20 protein-coding genes are annotated in these 19,678 nt (G+C 66.2%); 9 read left to right on the top strand and 11 right to left on the bottom strand.

The window, feature by feature from the left end; all coding sequences use genetic code 11:
* The first annotated feature begins 40 nt into the window (after window positions 1-40).
* The 3 genes from bglX to mdoH all read left to right on the top strand — a co-directional run bounded on the left by bglX (window position 41) and on the right by mdoH (window position 6,611).
* Window positions 41-2,332 (top strand): beta-glucosidase BglX, encoded by a 2,292-nt coding sequence (gene bglX / locus OUY36_RS14590; protein ID WP_267934841.1) that lies wholly within the window; start codon window positions 41-43, stop codon window positions 2,330-2,332.
* A gap of 183 nt (window positions 2,333-2,515) precedes the next feature.
* Complete coding sequence (locus OUY36_RS14585; RefSeq protein ID WP_267938184.1) at window positions 2,516-4,042, top strand: glucan biosynthesis protein G; 1,527 nt, start codon at window positions 2,516-2,518, stop codon at window positions 4,040-4,042.
* Window positions 4,035-6,611 carry a glucans biosynthesis glucosyltransferase MdoH gene (mdoH, locus tag OUY36_RS14580; protein ID WP_267934840.1) on the top strand — a complete coding sequence of 859 codons (2,577 nt, stop codon included), beginning with the start codon at window positions 4,035-4,037 and terminating at the stop codon, window positions 6,609-6,611. The genes OUY36_RS14585 and mdoH overlap by 8 nt, the downstream gene beginning before the upstream one ends.
* Window positions 6,612-6,657: 46 nt before the next feature.
* On the opposite strand, the gene OUY36_RS14575 is transcribed toward mdoH, so the two are convergent.
* Window positions 6,658-6,999, bottom strand: a complete 342-nt coding sequence (locus OUY36_RS14575; RefSeq protein WP_014820962.1) for an FKBP-type peptidyl-prolyl cis-trans isomerase — start codon at window positions 6,997-6,999, stop codon at window positions 6,658-6,660.
* 2 nt (window positions 7,000-7,001) lie between these two features.
* Here OUY36_RS14575 and OUY36_RS14570 point away from each other — a divergent pair, with 2 nt between their 5' ends.
* The 3 genes from OUY36_RS14570 to wrbA all read left to right on the top strand — a co-directional run bounded on the left by OUY36_RS14570 (window position 7,002) and on the right by wrbA (window position 8,609).
* Window positions 7,002-7,235, top strand: coding sequence for a hypothetical protein (locus OUY36_RS14570; RefSeq protein WP_267934839.1), 234 nt, complete (start codon window positions 7,002-7,004; stop codon window positions 7,233-7,235).
* Entirely contained in the window at window positions 7,228-7,926 is a 699-nt protein-coding gene (locus OUY36_RS14565; protein WP_267934837.1) for a pirin family protein, read from the top strand. The genes OUY36_RS14570 and OUY36_RS14565 overlap by 8 nt, the downstream gene beginning before the upstream one ends.
* Window positions 7,927-8,009: 83 nt before the next feature.
* Complete coding sequence (wrbA, locus tag OUY36_RS14560; protein WP_014820960.1) at window positions 8,010-8,609, top strand: NAD(P)H:quinone oxidoreductase; 600 nt, start codon at window positions 8,010-8,012, stop codon at window positions 8,607-8,609.
* A gap of 15 nt (window positions 8,610-8,624) precedes the next feature.
* Here wrbA and OUY36_RS14555 read toward each other — a convergent pair whose 3' ends face one another.
* Window positions 8,625-9,125, bottom strand: coding sequence for a GNAT family N-acetyltransferase (locus tag OUY36_RS14555; RefSeq protein WP_267934835.1), 501 nt, complete (start codon window positions 9,123-9,125; stop codon window positions 8,625-8,627).
* Window positions 9,126-9,256: 131 nt separating this feature from the next.
* Between OUY36_RS14555 and OUY36_RS14550 the strand changes: the two genes are divergently transcribed.
* Entirely contained in the window at window positions 9,257-9,796 is a 540-nt protein-coding gene (locus OUY36_RS14550; protein WP_267934834.1) for a DUF3087 domain-containing protein, read from the top strand.
* 45 nt (window positions 9,797-9,841) lie between these two features.
* On the opposite strand, the gene OUY36_RS14545 is transcribed toward OUY36_RS14550, so the two are convergent.
* The 9 genes from OUY36_RS14545 to OUY36_RS14505 all read right to left on the bottom strand — a co-directional run bounded on the left by OUY36_RS14545 (window position 9,842) and on the right by OUY36_RS14505 (window position 17,484).
* Window positions 9,842-10,543 carry a c-type cytochrome gene (locus tag OUY36_RS14545; protein WP_267934833.1) on the bottom strand — a complete coding sequence of 234 codons (702 nt, stop codon included), beginning with the start codon at window positions 10,541-10,543 and terminating at the stop codon, window positions 9,842-9,844.
* Window positions 10,544-10,553: 10 nt separating this feature from the next.
* On the bottom strand, window positions 10,554-11,504 hold the full coding sequence (locus OUY36_RS14540; protein ID WP_230726339.1) for a copper resistance protein B: 951 nt from the start codon (window positions 11,502-11,504) through the stop codon (window positions 10,554-10,556).
* The gene (locus OUY36_RS14535) at window positions 11,494-11,814 is read right to left on the bottom strand and encodes a hypothetical protein (RefSeq protein WP_125867988.1); all 321 of its coding nucleotides are present in this window, start codon (window positions 11,812-11,814) and stop codon (window positions 11,494-11,496) included. Before OUY36_RS14535 ends, OUY36_RS14540 begins: the two co-directional genes overlap by 11 nt.
* Window positions 11,815-11,825: 11 nt before the next feature.
* Complete coding sequence (locus OUY36_RS14530; protein ID WP_267934832.1) at window positions 11,826-13,613, bottom strand: copper resistance system multicopper oxidase; 1,788 nt, start codon at window positions 13,611-13,613, stop codon at window positions 11,826-11,828.
* A 190-nt stretch (window positions 13,614-13,803) separates the two neighbouring features.
* Window positions 13,804-14,103, bottom strand: a complete 300-nt coding sequence (locus tag OUY36_RS14525; protein WP_267934831.1) for a DUF3147 family protein — start codon at window positions 14,101-14,103, stop codon at window positions 13,804-13,806.
* A 19-nt stretch (window positions 14,104-14,122) separates the two neighbouring features.
* A complete protein-coding gene (locus OUY36_RS14520; protein WP_265660642.1) occupies window positions 14,123-14,569 on the bottom strand; it encodes a DUF411 domain-containing protein in 447 nt (148 codons plus the stop codon).
* Window positions 14,570-14,590: 21 nt separating this feature from the next.
* Window positions 14,591-14,860, bottom strand: a complete 270-nt coding sequence (locus tag OUY36_RS14515; protein ID WP_200293135.1) for a heavy-metal-associated domain-containing protein — start codon at window positions 14,858-14,860, stop codon at window positions 14,591-14,593.
* Window positions 14,861-14,870: 10 nt separating this feature from the next.
* On the bottom strand, window positions 14,871-17,294 hold the full coding sequence (locus OUY36_RS14510; RefSeq protein WP_436785400.1) for a heavy metal translocating P-type ATPase: 2,424 nt from the start codon (window positions 17,292-17,294) through the stop codon (window positions 14,871-14,873).
* Complete coding sequence (locus OUY36_RS14505; RefSeq protein WP_106443497.1) at window positions 17,281-17,484, bottom strand: DUF2933 domain-containing protein; 204 nt, start codon at window positions 17,482-17,484, stop codon at window positions 17,281-17,283. The genes OUY36_RS14510 and OUY36_RS14505 overlap by 14 nt, the downstream gene beginning before the upstream one ends.
* 145 nt (window positions 17,485-17,629) lie before the next feature.
* On the opposite strand from OUY36_RS14505, the gene OUY36_RS14500 reads away from it, so the two are divergent.
* Both OUY36_RS14500 and OUY36_RS14495 read left to right on the top strand, forming a co-directional pair.
* Window positions 17,630-18,313 carry a heavy metal response regulator transcription factor gene (locus OUY36_RS14500; protein ID WP_267934830.1) on the top strand — a complete coding sequence of 228 codons (684 nt, stop codon included), beginning with the start codon at window positions 17,630-17,632 and terminating at the stop codon, window positions 18,311-18,313.
* Complete coding sequence (locus OUY36_RS14495) at window positions 18,310-19,674, top strand: heavy metal sensor histidine kinase (protein WP_267934829.1); 1,365 nt, start codon at window positions 18,310-18,312, stop codon at window positions 19,672-19,674. The genes OUY36_RS14500 and OUY36_RS14495 overlap by 4 nt, the downstream gene beginning before the upstream one ends.
* Window positions 19,675-19,678: the final 4 nt, after the last annotated feature.

The raw sequence follows: 19,678 nt of genomic DNA, 5'->3' as shown, positions 1-19,678 counted from the left end.
TGTGTGGCTGATCGGTTGATAGGGGAATGGGGTTGTGATGATGAAAAGGCTGTTGCCGTTTGTCCTGCTTGCCAGCGCAATGGGCTCCTTCGCCTGCGTGGCACAGCCCGCGCTGCCGCTGGATGACCGGCAGGCATTGATCGAGACCCTGCTCGAGCGCATGACCCTGGCGGAGAAGATTGGCCAGCTGCGGCTGATCAGCATTGGTGGCGACATGCCGCGCGAGCGCATCGTCGAGGAGATCGCGGCCGGCCGCATCGGTGCCACCTTCAATTCGGTGACCCGCGCCGACAACCGCCCCATGCAGGACGCGGCCTTGCGCAGCCGACTGGGCATTCCGATCTTCTTCGCCTATGACGTGGTTCATGGCCATCGCACCATCTTCCCGATCAGCCTGGCGCTGGCGTCGAGCTGGGATCTGGAGGCCATCGCCCTGAGCGGTCGGGTGTCGGCCAGCGAGGCCAGTGCCGACGGCCTCGATCTGACCTTCGCGCCCATGGTCGACATCACCCGCGACCCGCGCTGGGGCCGGACCTCCGAAGGCTTCGGCGAAGATCCGTACCTGGTATCGCAGATCGCCGGCACGCTGGTGCATGCCTATCAGGGCGAGCGCCTGAGCGCTGCGAACAGCGTGATGGCCAGCGTCAAGCACTTCGCCCTGTATGGTGCGGTGGAGGGCGGGCGTGACTACAACGTGGTCGACATGAGCCCGCAGCGCATGTACCAGGACTACCTGCCGCCATACCGTGCGGCGGTCGATGCCGGCGCTGGTGGCGTGATGGTGGCGCTGAACACAGTCAACGGCGTTCCGGCCAGCGCCAACCGCTGGCTGCTGCGGGACCTGTTGCGTGGCGACTGGAGCTTCGGCGGGCTGACCATCAGCGATCACGGCGCCATCGACGAACTGCTGCGCCATGGCGTGGCCCGTGATGGCCGCGAGGCCGCGCGCCTGGCGATCGAGGCGGGCATCGACCTGAGCATGCACGACTCACTCTATCTGCAGGAACTGCCCGGCCTGGTCGAGCGCGGCGAGGTATCGATCGAACTGATCGACCAGGCGGTCGCTCGCGTCCTCGGCGCCAAGTACGACCTCGGCCTGTTCCATGATCCCTATCGACGCATCGGCCGGGCGGCGGACGACCCTGCCGAGGTCAATGCCGAAAGTCGCCTGCATCGCGAGGCGGCCCGCCAGGTCGCGCGCGAGTCGCTGGTGCTGCTGGAGAACCGTGAGCAGACCCTGCCGCTGCGCAAGGATGCCCGCATCGCCCTGATCGGCCCGCTGGCCGATTCCCATGTCGACATGCTCGGCAGCTGGTCGGCCGCCGGTGTGGCCGCGCAGACGGTGACGCTGCGCCAGGGCCTGGAGGCAGCGATTGGCGAGTCCGGCCGGGTCATCCATGCCCGTGGCTCGAACGTGACCGACGATGCCGGCATGATCGAGTACCTGAATTTCCTCAACTGGGACCGTCCGGAAGTGGTCCAGGATTCACGGTCGCCGCAGGCGATGATCGACGAAGCGCTGGATGCAGCCCGCGACGCCGATGTGATCGTCGCCGCTCTGGGCGAGGCCCGGGGCATGTCCCACGAATCGTCCAGCCGGACCAGTCTGACCTTGCCGGCCAGCCAGCAGGCGCTGCTCGAGGCCCTGGTGGCCACCGGCAAACCGCTGGTGGTGGTGCTGATGAATGGTCGCCCGCTGCAGCTGGGCTGGGTCCGGGAGCATGCCGATGCGCTGCTGGAAACCTGGTTCGCCGGTACCGAGGGCGGCAATGCCATTGCCGACGTGCTGTTCGGCGCACACAACCCCTCCGGCAAGCTGCCGATCTCCTTTCCGCGTTCGGTGGGGCAGATTCCCACCTACTACAACCATCCACGCTTGGGCCGTCCCTATGTCGAGGGTCGTCCGGGCAACTACACCTCGCAGTATTTCGAGGAGCCCAACGGGGCGCTGTACCCGTTCGGCTATGGCCTGAGCTATACCGATTTCGAACTGTCCAAACCGCAACTTTCCCAGCGCAAATTGAAACGTGGGCAGCGCCTGGATGTCAGCGTAACGGTAAAGAACCGCGGCGCGCGCGCCGGTGCGACCGTTGTGCAGCTCTATTTGCAGGATCTGGTCGGTTCCACAGTGCGTCCGGTCAAGGAGCTCAAACGCTTCGAAAAGCTCAGCCTCGAGGCGGGCGAGACGCGGGTGGTGCGCTTCAGTCTGGGCGAGGAGGACCTCAGGTTCCATGACGCCCGGCTCGACTACGTGGCCGAACCCGGTGAATTCGAAGTGCAGCTGGGGCTCGATTCCCGGGCCGTGCAAAGCGCGCGTTTCGAGCTGTTGTAAGAAGTTTTCTGTATGGCGAACCGCATGCAGTCCGGCATCGCCGTCGCGCTCGCCGCGCGCGGCGCAACGGCTGGAGTCAGGCGATTCACCACGGCGAAGCAGAGCGAACTCTGCACAAACGTGTAATTCGGAGGCGGTGTGTTACGCATTTTTCAACGCAATACGGGTGCCCATCCGGCGCGCATGCTGGCGGGGCTGGCAGGTGGGTTGTGCATGCTGATGGCCGGCAGTGCGCTGGCGTTCAGTCTGGATGATGTGGCCAAGCGGGCGCAGGAGCTGGCAGCCAGTCGTTACGAGGAGCCGGTCAGCAACCTGCCCGACGACTTCCGCAAGATGGCATTCGCCGACTACCAGCGCCTGCGCTTCAACCCGGAACATGCCTACTGGAAGGACGTCGAGACGCCGTTCCATCTGCACTTTTATCACCAGGGCATGCACTTCGACACGCCGGTGCGCATCAATGAAATCACCGCGACGAACGTACGCGAGATTCGCTACGACCCCTCGATGTTCGAGTTCGGCGGCGTCGACATCGACCCGGCTTCGCTGGACGGGCTGGGCTTCGCCGGCTTCAAGGTGCTCTATCCGCTGAACAAGAAGGACAAGCAGGACGAGGTGATGACCCTGCTCGGCGCCAGCTATTTCCGCGTCATCGGCAAGGGGCAGTGGTACGGACTTTCTGCGCGCGGGCTGGCGATCGACACGGCGCTGCCGGTCGGCGAGGAGTTTCCGCGTTTCCGCGAATTCTGGGTCGAGCGGCCGCAGCCTGATCGGCGCAATCTGGTGATCTACGCGCTGCTCGATTCGCCGCGCGCCACCGGCGCCTATCGCATGGTGCTGACGCCGGGCAAGGACAGCACCCTCGACGTGCAGGCCAAGGTGTTCCTGCGCGAGCAGGTCGGCAAGCTCGGCATTGCGCCGCTGACCAGCATGTTCCTGTTCGGCGCCAACCAGCCGAGCAATGTCACCAACTTCCGGCCGCAGCTGCATGACTCCGAGGGCCTGGCGATCCATGCCGGCAATGGCGAATGGATCTGGCGCCCGCTGAACAATCCGAAGCGGCTGGCCGTCAGTGCGTTCAGCGTGGAGAACCCACGGGGCTTCGGGCTGATGCAGCGCACCCGTGATTTCAACCGCTACGAAGACCTGGACGACCGCTACGAGCTGCGCCCGAGCGGCTGGGTCGAGACCCGCGGCGACTGGGGCAAGGGCCACGTCGAGCTGATCGAGATCCCGACGCCTGACGAGACCAACGACAACATCGTCGCCTTCTGGTCGCCGGAAAAGCAGCCTGAGCCCGGCCAGTCGCTGGATCTGGAATACCGCCTGCACTTCTCCATGGACGAGCCGAGCCTGCACGATCCTGAGCTGGCGTGGGTGCAGCAGACCCGTATCTCCACCGGCGACGTCAAACAAGCCAACCTGATCCGCCAGCCCGACGGCAGCACCGCATTGATCGTCGATTTCGTCGGGCCGGTGCTGGAGAAGCTCGCCGAGAATGCGCCGGTCAGCACGCGCGTCAGCGTTGATGACAACGCCGAGCTGGTGGAAAACAGCCTGCGCTACAACACCGTCACCAAGGGCTGGCGCCTGACGCTGCGCGTGAAGGTGCGCGACCCGGCGCGCCCGGTCGAGATGCGAGCAGCGCTGGTCGATGGCGACAAGACCCTTTCCGAAACCTGGACCTACCAGATTCCTCCCCATGAATGAGCAGCATGCAGTGAATGGCCTGACGCAAAGCTATTGCGACGGCCTGGCGTTGAACGAAGCCGAGGACCCGGCCAGATACCGGCAGGCGGCGGAGCAGGGCGGCCTGTTCGCGCTGCATGACGAACTGTCTGCCGAGACCGCCACGCCGCGCAGCCCGTCGCGGCGTCTGCTCGACTCGGTGGTCGCGCGACTGCGGCTGGGCTGGGGCGATCTGTTCGACCGCGCTGGCGTGATCGCCGAGGATCACCAGGGGCGCGCCTATGTGCAGTCGACCCCGCCGATCGTGCGCACACGCATGGTCCCGGAGCCCTGGCATACCAACATCCTGCGCCGCGGCTGGCGCCGGCTGCTGGGTCGGGCGATCCCGCGGCGCAAGGTCGAACCCAGCCCGCAGCCGCTCGACGAGGCACGTTGGCGCCGCGTTGCCGCCCTGCGCCGTGCGGCGCTGCTGGTGCTGATGCTGGGCCAGACCGCCTTCGCCACCTGGCAGATGAAGGCGGTGCTGCCTTACCAGGGCTGGTTCCTGGTCGACATGCAGGAAGTGTTCGTCCAGCCGCTGTCCGAGTCGGCCCGGCAGATCCTTCCGTATGTGGTGCAGACCAGCATCCTGTTGCTCTTCGCGTTGCTGTTCTGCTGGGTCTCGGTGGGCTTCTGGACTGCGCTGATGGGCTTCTTCCAGTTGCTGCGCGGCAAGGACCGCTACAGCATCTCGGCCAGCAGCTCCGGCACCGAAGCGATACCGGCCGAGGCGCGTACGGCGCTGGTGATGCCGATCGCCAACGAGGATGTGCCGCGTGTGTTCGCCGGGCTGCGTGCGACCTACGAGTCGCTCAAGGCAACCGGTGAACTCGAGCATTTCGACATCTTCGTGCTCAGCGACAGCAACGACCCGGATACCTGCGTTGCCGAGCAGAAGGCCTGGGTCGAGTTGTGCCGTGCGGTGGATGGCTTCGGCCACATCTTCTACCGTCGCCGTCGGCGCCGGGTGAAGCGCAAGAGCGGCAACATCGACGACTTCTGTCGTCGCTGGGGCAGCAGCTACCGCTACATGGTGGTGCTGGATGCCGACAGCGTGATGAGCGGCGAATGCCTGACCAGCCTGGTGCGACTGATGGAGGCCAACCCCAACGCCGGCATCATCCAGACCGCGCCCAAGGCGTCGGGCATGGACACCCTCTATGCGCGGCTGCAGCAGTTCGCCACGCGGGTCTACGGTCCGCTGTTCACCGCCGGGCTCAACTTCTGGCAGCTGGGTGAATCGCATTACTGGGGCCACAACGCGATCATTCGCGTGAAGCCGTTCATCGAGCATTGCGCGTTGGCGCCGTTGCCCGGCACCGGTTCGTTCGCCGGGGCGATCCTTTCCCACGACTTCGTCGAAGCCGCGCTGATGCGCCGTGCCGGCTGGGGCGTGTGGATCGCCTACGACCTGCCAGGCAGCTACGAAGAGCTGCCGCCGAACCTGCTCGACGAGCTCAAGCGCGATCGCCGCTGGTGCCACGGCAACCTGATGAACTTCCGCCTGTTCATGGTGCGCGGCGTGCACACGGTGCATCGCCTGGTGTTCCTCACCGGGGTGATGTCCTACCTGTCGGCGCCGCTGTGGTTCCTCTTCCTGCTGCTGTCCACCGGCCTGCTGGCGATCCATACGCTGATGGAGCCGGAGTACTTCCTGCAGCCGAACCAGCTCTACCCGCTGTGGCCGCGCTGGCATCCGCAGGAAGCCATCGCGCTGTTCTCCGCGACCATGACGCTGTTGTTCCTGCCCAAGCTGCTCAGTGTGCTGCTGGTCTGCATCCAGGGCGCCCAGGCTTACGGCGGGCGGCTGCGGGTGGTGCTGTCGATGCTGATCGAAACGCTGTTCTCGGTGCTGCTGGCGCCGGTGCGCATGCTCTTTCACAGCGTGTTCGTCACCGCCGCGTTCCTCGGCTGGTCGGTGCAGTGGAAATCGCCGCAGCGCGGCGACGACGCCACCCCCTGGGGCGAAGCGCTGCGCCGGCACGGCTCGCAGATCGTCATCGGTGTGCTCTGGACGGCCCTGGTCGCCTGGCTGGATGCAGCCTTTCTCTGGTGGCTGGCACCGATCGTGGTGTCGCTGATCCTGTCGGCGCCGGTCTCAGTGATCACCAGTCGTACCGGTCTCGGTCTGGCCGCGCGGCGCAGCAAGCTGTTCCTGATCCCGGAGGAATACGCACCGCCCACCGAGCTGGCCAATACCGACCTGTACCAGCAGCAAAACCAGGCCAACGCGCTGCGCGAAGGCTTCCTCGTGGCGGTGGTCGATCCGCTCTACAACGCGCTGGTCTGCGCCATGGCACGTGCGCGTCACGCCAAGGTGGTGCCGTCGGCGGAACATCTGCGCGAGCAGCGCCTGGGCAAGGTGCTGGCTGCCGGGCCTGATGGCGCGGATGCCGAGGCGGCGCGCTGGCGCCTGCTGAACGATCCGGACGGCATGGCGCTGCTGCACCGTCACGCCTGGGAAGATCCGGCCGGGGCCGTCTGGCTGGCGCGCTATCGGGAGCAGTATCCCCGAGGTGTGGCGCGCCCGGACCTCGCGGGCGAGGCCTGATACCTGCGACTTTCTGGCGGCCCGCAGGGGGCGCCAGAAAGGCTGGTCAGTCGTCGCGCGTCAGCACTTCCAGCAGCTCGATCTCGAAGTGCAGATCCGAATTGGGCGGGATATGCGCGCCGACCTGGCGCTCGCCATAGCCCAGCTGCGCCGGGACGAACAGCCGGCGCTTGCCGCCGACCCGCATGCCCATCAGCCCGATGTCCCAACCCTTGATGACCCGACCGGTGCCGATCACGCACTGGAAGGGTTTGCCGCGCTCGTAGGAGCTGTCGAACAGCGTGCCGTCGCTCAGCGTGCCGCGGTATTGGGTGGTGATCAGCGCACCCTTGACCACCGCTTTGCCATCGCCGAGCTGAATGTCTTCGACCAGCAATTCATCGTTCATTCATGCGCTTCCTGAAAGCTGAAAGAGGGGAGCGCTTTGTGGCAGGTAAATGCGATACGGGCAAGAGACTGGTCGCTACGCCAGATTGTCGAAGCCAGTTCGTCTGCATACGTATCGATTTAATCGATGCTTATTGGCTGAAAATTGCAAACAATATTGATCTGATTGAATGGATCATCTCCCTCATTGGCCGGGTTCGTCCCGGTGCCCCGATCTGTGGAGAGCGAGATGATTGAACTACGTCCCTATGCCCGGCTTGGCCATGCGCAGCACGGCTGGCTGAACGCGCGCCACCACTTTTCCTTTGCTGGTTATCACGACGTCGAGCGGATGCGCTGGGGCCGCCTGCGGGTCTGGAACGACGACAGCATCGCGCCGCAGTCCGGCTTCGAGCCGCATTCGCACCGGGACATGGAAATCATCACCTACGTCCGCCAAGGCGCCATTACCCATCAAGACAGCCTTGGCAACCGCGGCCGTACCGTCGCTGGCGATGTGCAGGTGATGAGCGCCGGCACCGGCATCGTGCACAGCGAGTACAACCTGGAGGATGTGGAGACACGCATCTTCCAGATCTGGATTCACCCGCAGCAGACCGGGCTGCCGCCGGCCTGGGGCACTCGCCAGTTCCCCACTGGCGAGCGCGCCGGCGCCTTCGTCACGCTCGCCAGTGGCCTGCCCGGCGATGACGAGGCGCTACCGATTCGTGCTGAAGCCAGGCTGGCAGCGGCTACGCTTGCAGCAGGGCAGAGCGCGGACTACGAAATTGCCGTCGGGCACCGGGTGTACCTAGTGCCGGCCAGCGGCCAGATCGAGGTCAACGGACTCGCGGTTGCCGCCGGCGATGGTGTGGCCGTGCGTGATGAGACATGGCTGAGCGTCAGGGCCGTGGAAGACAGCGAAGTCATCCTGGTCGAGTCGCTCTGACGGCTGTCACCGGAACGACCCACCTGGCGCGTTATCCCATTCACTACTTCATTCAGACTCACCCACCGAAAGAGGAAAGCAAGATGGCGAAGATTCTCGTGCTCTATCACTCCATGTACGGCCACATCGAAACGATGGCCAATGCCGTCGCCGAGGGTGCACGCCGTGTACCGGGTGTCGAGGTGACGATCAAGCGCGTGCCGGAAACCATGCCGGAAGACGCCTTCCGCAACGCCGGCGGCAAGGTCGATCAGCCCGCCGACATCGCCGATCCGAATGAGCTGCCGGACTACGACGGCATCATCTTCGGCACCCCGACCCGCTTCGGCAACATGTCCGGGCAGATGCGCAATTTCCTCGACCGTACCGGGGGGCTGTGGGCCAAGGGTGCGCTGCACGGCAAGGTCGCCAGCGTGTTCGCCTCGACCGGCACCGGCGGTGGGCAGGAGATGACCATTACCTCGACCTGGACCACTCTGGCGCACCACGGCATGGTCATCGTGCCGACCGGTTATGGCATCAGCGAGTTCTTCGACATCTCCGAAACCAACGGTGGCACGCCCTATGGCGCCACGACCATCGCCGGTGGCGACGGCTCGCGTCAGCCTTCGGAGAAGGAACTGGCCATCGCACGCTACCAGGGTGAGCACGTGGCGAAGATCACCAGCAAACTCAAGGGCTGACGAACGACGCAGTACCTATGCTGGGGCCCGCCCGGGTCCCAGCAACAGGCCATACATCAGTTCGTCGACGAAGCCGTCGTCGCTGCTGCGCTTGTAGGCAGCGCGCTGCGTGCCTTCGTGGACGAAGCCGAAGCGCTCGTAGAAGGCGATCGCCCGCGGGTTGTCCGCTTCCACCGTCAATTCCACACGACGAATGCCGCTGGCGGCCAGCTTGTCGAGGGCTTCCTGCATCATCCGTCGCGCCAGGCCGCTGCCTCTCACCTCGGGCGCGACGGCCAGGGTGCCGAGGTAGGCGACATGGGCGGCGCGGCCCAGATGGCGTTGCACCTTGTAGAAGCCTTGCACCACGCCATCGTCTTCGAAGACATAGAAGCCGGCGCTTTCGAACAGCGGCTCGAAGACCTTGCCGAAGTGCTCGCGAGGCATGGGGTCGAAGCCCAGGTACCGCTCCACGTCCGGGTGCATGTAGATGTCGTAGACCCGCTGCTGATCGGCGGGCGTGGCAAGGCGGCGCATTGTTATCTCCAGTTGGGGCGGGCCCAGCATAGCCGGAGCGCGGAAGATACTGCGCTGTATCAGTCAGCGCGCGGCGATTGAGGTGATAATGGCCGCCGCACATCTTTTGCCTCAGCCAAGGACATCGCCCCGTGGTGCTATTCGAGATCGTTCCGCTCAGCCCCGAAACCTATCGCCAGCAGACCCGACGCAGCACCCTGATCGTCGCCGTGACCTTTGCCGTCCTCGCCATGGGCTTGTCGACCCTGGCCGTGGCGCTGTTCGGCGAGCCCGGTGGCGACAACCTGCGGCTGAACATCGGCGGCGTGGTGGCCGGACTGGCGCTGACGATCGGAGTCGTCAGGTGGCTGTATTGGCAGCAGCCGTGGATGGCGGCGGCGGTGTACGGCTGGCAGCTCAAGCGCAGCCTGATGCGCGTGACCAACATGATGCACCAGGTCAAGGCAGGCGTAAGTGCGGACGATCCGGATGCGATGAAGCTGCTGCGCTTCTATCACCTGGGGCTGACGCAGATGCACCAGCTCGACGGCAACCTCACCGGGCTCAGCGATTCGGTCGCCGAGATCGACCGTCACCGCGAGGCGATGGAGGCGCGGAACATGGATATCGACCAGCCACGCCTGGAGTCCGTGTGGCTGGAACGGGTCGGACAGACCGGGGCGAAGCGCTGAGGCGAATTGCCTGAGGGACGATTGCGCCGGCCATGGCGCAGCCCATCAATGCACGTGGCGGCTGCCATCCGGGTGATGGTGTACATCGGCTTCCGGTACTGCTTCCGAATGCGCCGGTGCCTGCTCGTCGTGTGCGCCCTGATGATGGGCTTTGCCTGCAGGCTGCTGATCGGCGGCAGGAGTCGGATGCTGGCCGCTGTGATCGTGCATGTCCGTTTCACCGCCACCGTGCTGGTGGCCGTCGCTGGCGTCCACCAGCGTCTGGTATTCCATTGGGGTGAGTGACGGCAGCTGTTCGACCAAGGCGACCAGCGACCAGATGTAGCGGTCTTCCATGAACTTGCCCCACGCCGGCATACCGGTGGACTTGAGCCCATGCTTGATGACCCAGAATGTTGCGGCCGGGTCGTTGTCGCGGGAGTCCTCGGCAAGTGGCGGCGGGGCGGGGTAGAGACCCTGGCTCAGTTCGGTCGGCTCGACTCCCGGCGCCAGGTGGCAACCGACGCACATGGCCGCATAGTTGCCCGCGCCCGAGCGCATCTGCTCCGCCGATCCCAGCGGCGGTACCTCGATGTCACCGGCGCGTGCAGCCACGGCGCGTTCCCGGGTGGTCTCCAGCAGGGCGTGCAGCGGCGCGCTGTGCGGGGCGTCCGCGCCGACGTCGATGATGCCGGAATACGCCACCAGCGCGCCGCCGATTGTGATCAACAGGGTGCTCAGTGCCAGTGTCGCCAGGACAGTCTTCATAGGTCGGGTCTCAGAACCAGAAACGAATACCCGCCACCAGCTTCGCCTCGCTGACGTCTTCGTCATCGGCGCGCAGCAGGTCAGCGGTATTGCCGTAGGCTCGGCCCCAGCTGACGCCGACATAAGGCGCGAACTGACGACTGATCTCGTAACGCAGGCGCAGTCCGACACTAGCGTCGCTGAGACCGGAGCCGACGCCGCGCGCCTCGTCGTTGCGTCCGTGCAGGTTCAGCTCCGCGGTGGGCTGCAACACCCAGCGCTGGGTCAGCAGGATGTCGTATTCGGCCTCCAGGCGCAGCGCAGTCTGGCCACCCTCGCCGAGAAACGCGGTGGCTTCGGTTTCCAGACCGAACAGCGGCATGCCCTGCACGCCAAAGGCTGCCCAAGTCTGTGGCGAACCAGGCTTGAAGTCCTGACGCACGCCGGTGACGGTCTCCCACCAGGGGCCGATGGCGTGGCTCCAGAGCAGCTGCAGCTCGGCCTCCTCGGTGTGGCCATTGGTGCGCTCACCCTCGGAACGGAAGGCGAGGCGGTCGATATCGCCGCCATACCAGCCGGAAATGTCCCAGGCCAGCGTGCTGCCTTCGTCGGCGTCCTGCCATTCCAGCTGATCGGCTAGGAACAGGAAGTTGCTGCCACCCTGGTGCATGGCGTGAGGCGGCAGGTCGGGGAACGCGGCCGCGCGGTCTGCATCTCTGATGGTGGGGACTGGCGGTCGTTGCTGCTGTTCGGGTGGAACGCCGGTTGCCGGTGGGTGAGGCATCCCGTCGTGGTTCATGTCGCCATGGTTCACGGGCTCATGGCTCATCTGGCTGTGATCCATCTGCCGATGATCCATCTGGCTGTGATCCGCAGGCGCAGCGTGTCCGTCGTGGCCGGAATGATCCATCGCCTGCTGCGCCTGACTCGCCGTCGCAGCCAGGGCGAGGGCGATGGCAACCGGCAGTGTCTTAATGATCATGCTGCTTGCCCTGTTCGGGGCCCTTCGGCATGTCCTTCTGCATCTTTCCGTTGCCCATGCTGCCGTGGTCCATATGGCCGGAACCCATGTGCTGGTCGTGCATGTCCTGCATCTTGTCGTGGTCCATGCCCTGCATCATGCCGCCCTGTTGTTGTCCGGGCTTGGGCTGGCTGGCCTGCGGCGCGGCCTGTTCGGCTGGTGCATTGGCGGGATGATGACCGTCGTGCTCGCTCTGCGCGTAGGCGGCGTTGAGGCTGAGCGCGGTGGTCAGGCCGAAGGCGAGCAGGGCATGCAATTTGATCGTGTTCATAGGCTTCTCCGTCATTCTTCTACGCGGACTTCACGGAACATTCCGAGGTCCATGTGCATCAGCATGTGGCAGTGGTAGGCCCAGCGCCCGAGGGCGTCGGCGGTGACGCGATAGCTGCGTTTGGAGCCCGGCGGCATGTCGATGGTGTGCTTGCGCACCTGGAAATTACCGTGCTCGTCCTCCAGGTCGCTCCACAGCCCGTGCAGGTGGATGGGGTGGTGCATCATGGTGTCGTTGACCAGCACGAAGCGCACTCGCTCGCCGTAACTGAGGCGGATCGGCTCGGCATCGGCGAAGGGAATGCCGTCGAACGACCAGGCGAAGCGCTCCATGTGTCCGGTCAGGTGCAGTTCGATGGTACGCGTCGGCTCACGGCCGTCCGGGTCGGCGAAGGTGCTGCGCAGGTCGGCGTAGGTCAGTACGCGCCGACCGTTGTCGCGCAGGCCGATACCCGGGTCATCCAGCTTAGGCACCGGCATCATGGTCTGCATGTCCACCAGCGGATTGTTTGTCTCGCTGGCCGGGTGCGCCTGCATGCCACTGCCGGACGAGCCGTGGCCCATGGCGGCGTGGTCCATCTGGCCCTGATTCATTGCGCCGTGATTCATGTCGCCGTGCCCGGCGTGAGGATCGTCACTCTGCACAGGCGCAGCAGCCTGGCCATGGGCGGAATGATCGCCATGGCCCATGTCTTCCATGGTCAGTTCGGGGCGCGGATCGGGCTCGGGCACCGGCGCCTGCAAACCATCACGCACGGCCAGGGTGCCGCGGGCAAAGCCGCTACGGTCCATGGACTGGGCGAACAGGGTGTAGGCGTCCTGGCTGCCGTCTGGCTCGACGATCACGTCGAGGGTTTCCGCTACGGCCAGGCGCACTTCGTCCACCTGCACCGGTTCGACGTTCTGCCCGTCGGCGGCGACCACGGTGAGCTTGAGGCCGGGGATGCGGAAGTCGAAGTAGCTCATCGCCGAGCCGTTGATCAGCCGCAGGCGGATGCGCTCGCCTGGCTGGAACAGGCCGGTCCAGTTGCCGTCCGGTGCCTGGCCGTTGAGCAGGTAGGTGTAGGTGGCACCGCTGATGTCGGCCAGATCCGTTGGCGACATATTCATCTTCGCCCAGGCCCAGCGTTCGCTGATGGTGTCGGTCCAGCCGTTGTCGGCGACATCGTCGATGAAATCGCCAAGCGTACGCCGGCCCTGATTGTAGTAGTCCGAGCGCTTTTTCAGCTTGGCCAGCACCCGTGCCGGGCTTTCGTCGGTCCAGTCGGAGAGAAACACCACGTAGTCGCGGTCGTAGGCGAAAGGCTCCGGCTCCTCTGGATCGATGATCAGCGGGCCGTAGACGCCGAGTTGCTCCTGGAACGCCGAATGGCTGTGGTACCAGTAGGTGCCGCTCTGTTTGACCTTGAAGCGGTATTCGTACATGCCGTCCGGGGCGATGCCGGCGAAGCTGAAGCCGGGCACGCCGTCCATGTTGGCCGGCAGCAGGATGCCGTGCCAGTGGATCGAGGTGTCGTGGGGCAGCCGGTTGCGCACGCGCAAGGTCACGGTATCGCCCTCGCGCCAGCGCAGCAGCGGGCCGGGGATGCTGCCGTTGATGGCCATGGCGGTGCGGCGCTTGCCGGTGAAGTCCACGCTCATGGAATCGATGGTGAGGTCGAACTCGGTGCCGCTGAGCACCGTCGGCTGACCTGGGCTGGTCAGCGCCCAGACGGGCTGGCGCCACAGCCCGAGGCCGGCGACGGCACCGCCGGCAGCCAGGCTTTTGACGAAGGTGCGCCGGGATTGGTTGGCGTGCATGTGGATCCTTTGCGGGTTTGTTCAGGCACTGATTGCGCTGCGCTTAGTGCAGCAACAGAGCAACGATAACCGGGCCGAGCTGACCACTGGCTGAGCGGAACATTACGCTTCTGTCAGCTGGCAACCGCCGTGCGCGTGGCTAGAGCAGCTGTACGCCGAAGCGCCGCAGCAACAGCGCCAGCAGGCCGAATCAGGCGACGGTCAGCAGGGCGCCGGCCAGCAGCGCGGGCCAGAAGCCCAGCCGCGCCAGCAGGCGTGGAAACAGCAGGAACATCGGCAGCGTCGGCAGCACGTACCAGAAGGTGTACCAGGCATGATTGGCGATCTTCTCCAGCGGTTGGCGCTCGATATAAAGCCAGATCATCGCCAGTACCGTGATCAGCGGCAGGGCAGCGAGAAAGCCGCCGAGCCGGTCGCTGCGCTTGGCGACTTCCGATACCAGCACCACCACGGCAGCGGTAAGCAGGTACTTGGCGATGAGCCAGCCCATCGGCGTGCCCGCCTGCGGCTCAGCGCTGCAGCTGATCGCCCTGGTACTCGCCGAGCACCATGTCGCGCCCCTCGCGGGTCAGGCCGATGACCTGGTAACGCTGCTTGGCCTGGCCATAATCCATGCCAGGCGAGCCGGCGGGCATGCCCGGTGCGGCGACGCCGAGCAGGTCATCGCGCTGCTGTAACTGGCGGATCGCCGCCACCGGCACGTGGCCCTCGACGAACTTGCCGTCGATCACCCCGGTGTGGCACGAGCCCAGCCGGGGTACGACCCCGAGGCTCTGCTTGATTGCCGGCATGTTGCTTTCCACATGGTCGCGCACCTCGAAGCCGTTGGCTTGCAGGTACTTGATCCAGTCCTTGCAGCAGCCGCAGTTGGCGTCGCGATGCACGTCGATGACCGTGGCGGCGTGGGCCATGCCCGACATAAGCACGGCGGCGAGCGTGACGAGGTACTTGTTCATGCGCATTCTCCAGAGTGTGTGTCAGCTGCAGCAGCAGCCAGAGCTGCCGCCGCAGCCGGTTTTCTTCGCCGGCGCGGCGGGGGCCTCGGCGATGGGTTCTGCCGGGTAGCCGGCTTCGTCGAGGGCGGCAACCAGCGCCTGGGGCTCGGCGTCGCCGCGGACGCGGACGATACCGCTGGCCAGTTCCACGTCGACCTGTACGACGCCATCGAGCGCCGCAAGGGCGGCGTTGACATGGCGAACGCAGGAGCCGCAGCTCATGCCGGTGACCTTCAGCGTAGTGGTGTTCATGGCGATCTCCTCAGTGGCCTGGCTCGATGCTCGACCTTGACATCGTGACAAGGTCAAGCCCTCCGTCAACATCGGCGTTGCGCAGGCGCAGCGCATTGAACACCACCGAGGCGGAGCTGACGCTCATCGCCAGCGCGGCGATCATCGGCGACAGCAGGTGGCCGGTCAGCGGGTAGAACAGGCCGGCGGCCAGCGGGATGCCCAGGCTGTTGTAGAGGAAGGCGAAGGTCAGGTTCTGGTGCATGTTGCGCACCGTCGCCACCGACAGGCTGCGCGCGCGCAGGATGCCCAGCAGGTCGCCCTTGACCAGGGTGACCTGGGCGCTGTTCATCGCCACGTCGGTGCCGGTGCCCATGGCGATGCCGACGTCGGCGCGCGCCAGCGCCGGTGCATCGTTGATGCCGTCGCCGGCCATCGCCACGCGGTGCCCGGCCTGCTGCAGGGTGGCGGCCAGGCGCTCCTTGTCCTGCGGCTTGACCTCGCCGTGCACCTCCTCGATGCCTAGCTGGCGCGCCACCGAGCGTGCGGTGGTCAGCCCGTCGCCAGTGGCCATGACCACCCGGACGCCATCGGCCTGCAGCCGCTCGACCGCCAGGCGCGAGGTCGGCTTGATCGGATCGGCCACCGCCAGCAGCCCGGCCAGCGTGCCGTCGACCGCCAGGTACATGATGCTCACGCCTTCGGCGCGCAGCGCTTCGGAGCGCTGGCGCAGCGCGCCGCTGTCGACGCCGCCTTCATCGAGCAGCGCGGTGTTGCCGAGCAGCAGGCCGCGGCCGGCGACCCGTCCGCGCACGCCGATGCCCGAGGCCGACTCGAACTGTTCGACCGGGCTCAGTTGCACGCCGGTCGCGCGGGCGCGCTCGACGATGGCGTGGGCCAGCGGGTGCTCGCTGCCCTGGTCGAGGCTGGCCGCCAGTTGCAGCACCTCGTCCTCGCCGAAACCGGGCGCGGCGACCACGCTGTGGAAGGCTGGGCGGCCCTCGGTGAGAGTGCCGGTCTTGTCGACGATCAGCGTGTCGATCTTGCGCAGGTTCTCGATGGCACTGGCGTCGCGGAACAGCACGCCGCTGCCGGCGGCCTTGCCGGTGGCGACCATCACCGACATCGGCGTGGCCAGGCCCAGCGCGCAGGGGCAGGCGATGATCAGCACCGCCACCGCGTTGATCAGGCCGAACACCCAGCTCGGCTGCGGGCCGAACAGGCCCCAGCCGAAGAAGGTCAGCACGGCGATGGCGATCACCACCAGCACGAACCAGCCGGCGATCAGGTCGGCCAGGCGTTGCATCGGCGCGCGGCTGCGCTGGGCCTGGGCGACCATCTGCACGATCTGCGCGAGCATGGTCGCCGAGCCGACCTTCTGCGCTTCCATCACCAGGCTGCCGTGGGTGTTGAGCGTGGCGCCGATCAACACGTCGCCGCTGCGCTTGGTCACCGGCAGCGGCTCGCCGGTGAGCATCGACTCGTCCACCGCGCTTTCGCCCTCGAGCACGCGACCGTCCACCGGCACCTTCTCGCCGGGGCGCACGCGCAGACGGTCGCCAAGGTGCACGTGGGTCAGCGCGATGTCCTCCTCGCTGCCGTCGGCGTTGATCCGCCGGGCGGTCTTCGGCGCCAGGCCGAGCAGCGACTTGATCGCCGCCGAGGTCTGCGAGCGAGCGCGTAGCTCGAGCATCTGGCCGAGCAGGGTCAGCGAGATGATCACCGCCGCCGCCTCGTAGTAGACGCCGATGCGCCCGTCTTGCAGAAATGTCGCCGGGAACAGCTGCGGCGCCACGGTAGCCGCCACGCTGTAGACATAGGCCGCGGCGGTGCCGAGGCCGATCAGCGTCCACATGTTCGGGCTGCGCTGGCGGATCGACTGGACCCCGCGCACAAAGAACGGCCAGCCGGCCCAGAGCACCACCGGCGTCGCCAGTACCAGCTCGACCCAGTTCTGCGTGGCGCCGTGGAACAGCGCCAGCGAATGCCCGGCCATCGCCAGCAGGGTGACGATCACCGTCAGCGGCAGGGTCCACCAGAAGCGCCGGGAGAAATCGCGCAGCTCGGGGTTTTCCTGCTCCTCCAGCTCGGGGATCACCGGCTCCAGCGCCATGCCGCACTTGGGGCAGGTGCCAGGGCCGATCTGGCGGATTTCCGGGTGCATCGGGCAGGTATATTCGGCAGCCGGATCGGCCACGGCCGGCGCCACCGCGGGTTCGGCACTGGCGTAGCGCTGCGGCTCGGCGACGAACCGGTCCAGGCAGCGCTGGCTGCAGAAGTGGTAGTCGCGCCCGCCATGGCTGGCATGCAGTGGGCTGTCGCCGGCCACCGGCATGCCGCACACCGGGTCCTGTTCGGTCGCGGTTTCGGCAGAGTGGGGTGGGTGCGAATGGTGGGCGGGGTGGTGATGCGCGTGTGCGTGGGCGTGGTTGCCGGGCTGGTCAGCGGTCGCCATCGTGGCCTCCGTGCCTGTGGCCGAACAGATGCATGAGCGGGCAGAGCAGCAGGATCAGGTAGGGCAGTACTTCGGCGGTATGCGTCAGATGTTCGCGCACCAGATAGAACAGCCCGATCATCGCCAGCATCAGCAGTGCGATGCCGGCAGGGCTGCGCCAGAAAGGCTGGGGAGTTCCGCTGCGTTGCATGGCCGGCCTCCGGAATGGGATGGTTTCACCATAGTCCTCGCCGCCTTACGCAACGCTGATAGAAAGATTACGTTTCTGTCAGTTGATGGCGTGCCGGCCGTTGTGGCTGCCACACTTCGCCCATCGCCGAGCCGAGGAAAGGGACATGAAACTGCTGGTCGCCGAAGACGAGCCCAAGACAGGCATCTACCTGCAGCAGGGCCTGAGCGAGGCGGGGTTCACCGTCGACCGGGTCACGACCGGCACCGACGCGCTACAACACGCGCTGAGCATGGCCTACGACCTGCTGATTCTCGACGTGATGATGCCGGGGCTGGATGGTTGGGAAGTGCTGCGCCTGGTGCGTGCCTCCGGGCGCGAGGTGCCGGTGCTCTTTCTCACTGCGCGCGACCGTGTCGAGGATCGCGTGAAGGGGCTGGAGCTGGGCGCCGACGACTATCTGGTCAAGCCGTTCGCCTTTTCCGAGCTGCTGGCCCGTGTGCGCACCCTGCTGCGACGCGGCAACGCGGCGGCATTGCAGACCCAGCTGAAGGTTGCCGATCTGGAGGTCGATCTGCTCAAGCGCCGCGCCACGCGGGCTGGCCAGCGCATCGACCTGACCGCCAAGGAATTCGCCCTGCTGGAACTGCTGCTGCGCCGGCGCGGCGAGGTGCTGCCCAAGTCGCTGATCGCTTCGCAGGTGTGGGACATGAATTTCGACAGCGACACCAACGTCATCGAGGTGGCGATCCGCCGCTTGCGGGTGAAGATCGACGATGGCTTCGAGCCCAAACTGATCCACACCGCGCGCGGCATGGGCTACATGCTCGACGAGCCGGACCCGTCATGACGCGGCTGTCGCTCACGGCGCGGCTGAGCCTGATGTTCATGCTCGCGGTGACCGGCGTGCTGGCGGCGGCGGGGTATTTCTTTCACCAGCTCAGCGAACGCCACTTCAACGAGCTGGACCAGCACACCCTGCACGAGAAGCTTCGCGCCGGCGAGGCGCTACTCGGCGAGCTGCAGGCCGATGATGACTTCGAGCGGCTGCGTCCACGGCTGCAGGCCCTGCTCGGTGGGCACAGCGAGATAAGGGGGTTCGTCTTCGATGCAGCGGGGCGCCAGCTATTTCCCGAGCCGCTGCCAGGCGGGGCCGACCCGACCCTGGTCGCGCTGGCCGCTGAGCGCGATGGCGAGCTGTCGCTGGATGGGCGCCTCTGGCGCGCGGAGGTGACGCAGGTGCCGGTCGGTCAGACGGCGCTGACGCTGCTGATCCTGCTCGATGTCACCGTGCACAAGGCGTTCTTCCATACCTTCAGCGGCTGGCTGTGGGGCGCGCTGATACTCTGCGCGGTGCTCAGCGGCCTGCTCGGCTGGCTGCTGGTGCGTAGCGGGCTGCGACCGCTGCGCGACGTCACCCAGGTGGCCGCCTCCGTCTCGGCCAAGTCGCTGCGCGAGCGCATCCCCGACGAGTCGACACCGGCCGAGCTGCAGCAGCTGGTGCAGGCTTTCAACGCCATGCTGGCGAGGCTGGAAGACGCCTTCGTGCGGTTGTCGAACTTCTCCGCCGACATCGCCCACGAGCTGCGCACGCCGCTGAGCAATCTGATGACCCACACCGAGGTGGCGCTGACCCGCGCGCGCACGCTGGACCAGTACCAGGACAATCTGCATTCGAACCTGGAGGAGCTGCAGCGCATGTCGCGGATGATCGACGACATGCTGTTTCTGGCCAAGGCGGATAACGGGCTGATCGTGCCGGACGCCAAACCCGTCGTGCTGGAGGCGTTGTGCACGCAGCTGCTGGACTATTACCAGCTCTCGGCCGACGAGCGCGGGGTGCGCTTCGAGCTGTCCGGTGCCGGTACGATTCAGGGCGATCTGCTGATGCTGCGCCGGGCGTTGTCGAACCTGCTGTCCAATGCGCTGCGCTACACCCCCGACGGCGAGCGCATCCGGGTGGCCATCGAGCGCGGCGCGGGCCAGGTGACGCTTGAGGTGAGCAATCCCGGCGCGACCATCGCGCCCGAGCATCTGGAGCGATTGTTCGACCGCTTCTATCGGGTCGATCCGGCGCGCCGCGAAGGCAGCCCGAGCAATGCCGGCCTGGGGCTGGCGATCACCCGTTCGATCGTTCAGGCTCATCAAGGCCGTATTCACTGCAGTTCCGAGCAGGGCTGGACGTCCTTCCGCCTGGAATTCCCCGGCTAAGCGC

The sequence above is a fragment of the Stutzerimonas sp. R40042 genome (assembly GCF_026642215.1).
Lineage (GTDB): Bacteria > Pseudomonadota > Gammaproteobacteria > Pseudomonadales > Pseudomonadaceae > Stutzerimonas > Stutzerimonas frequens.
Note: the sequence above shows the minus strand (reverse complement) of the source record. Positions and strands in the feature narration are given on the sequence as shown.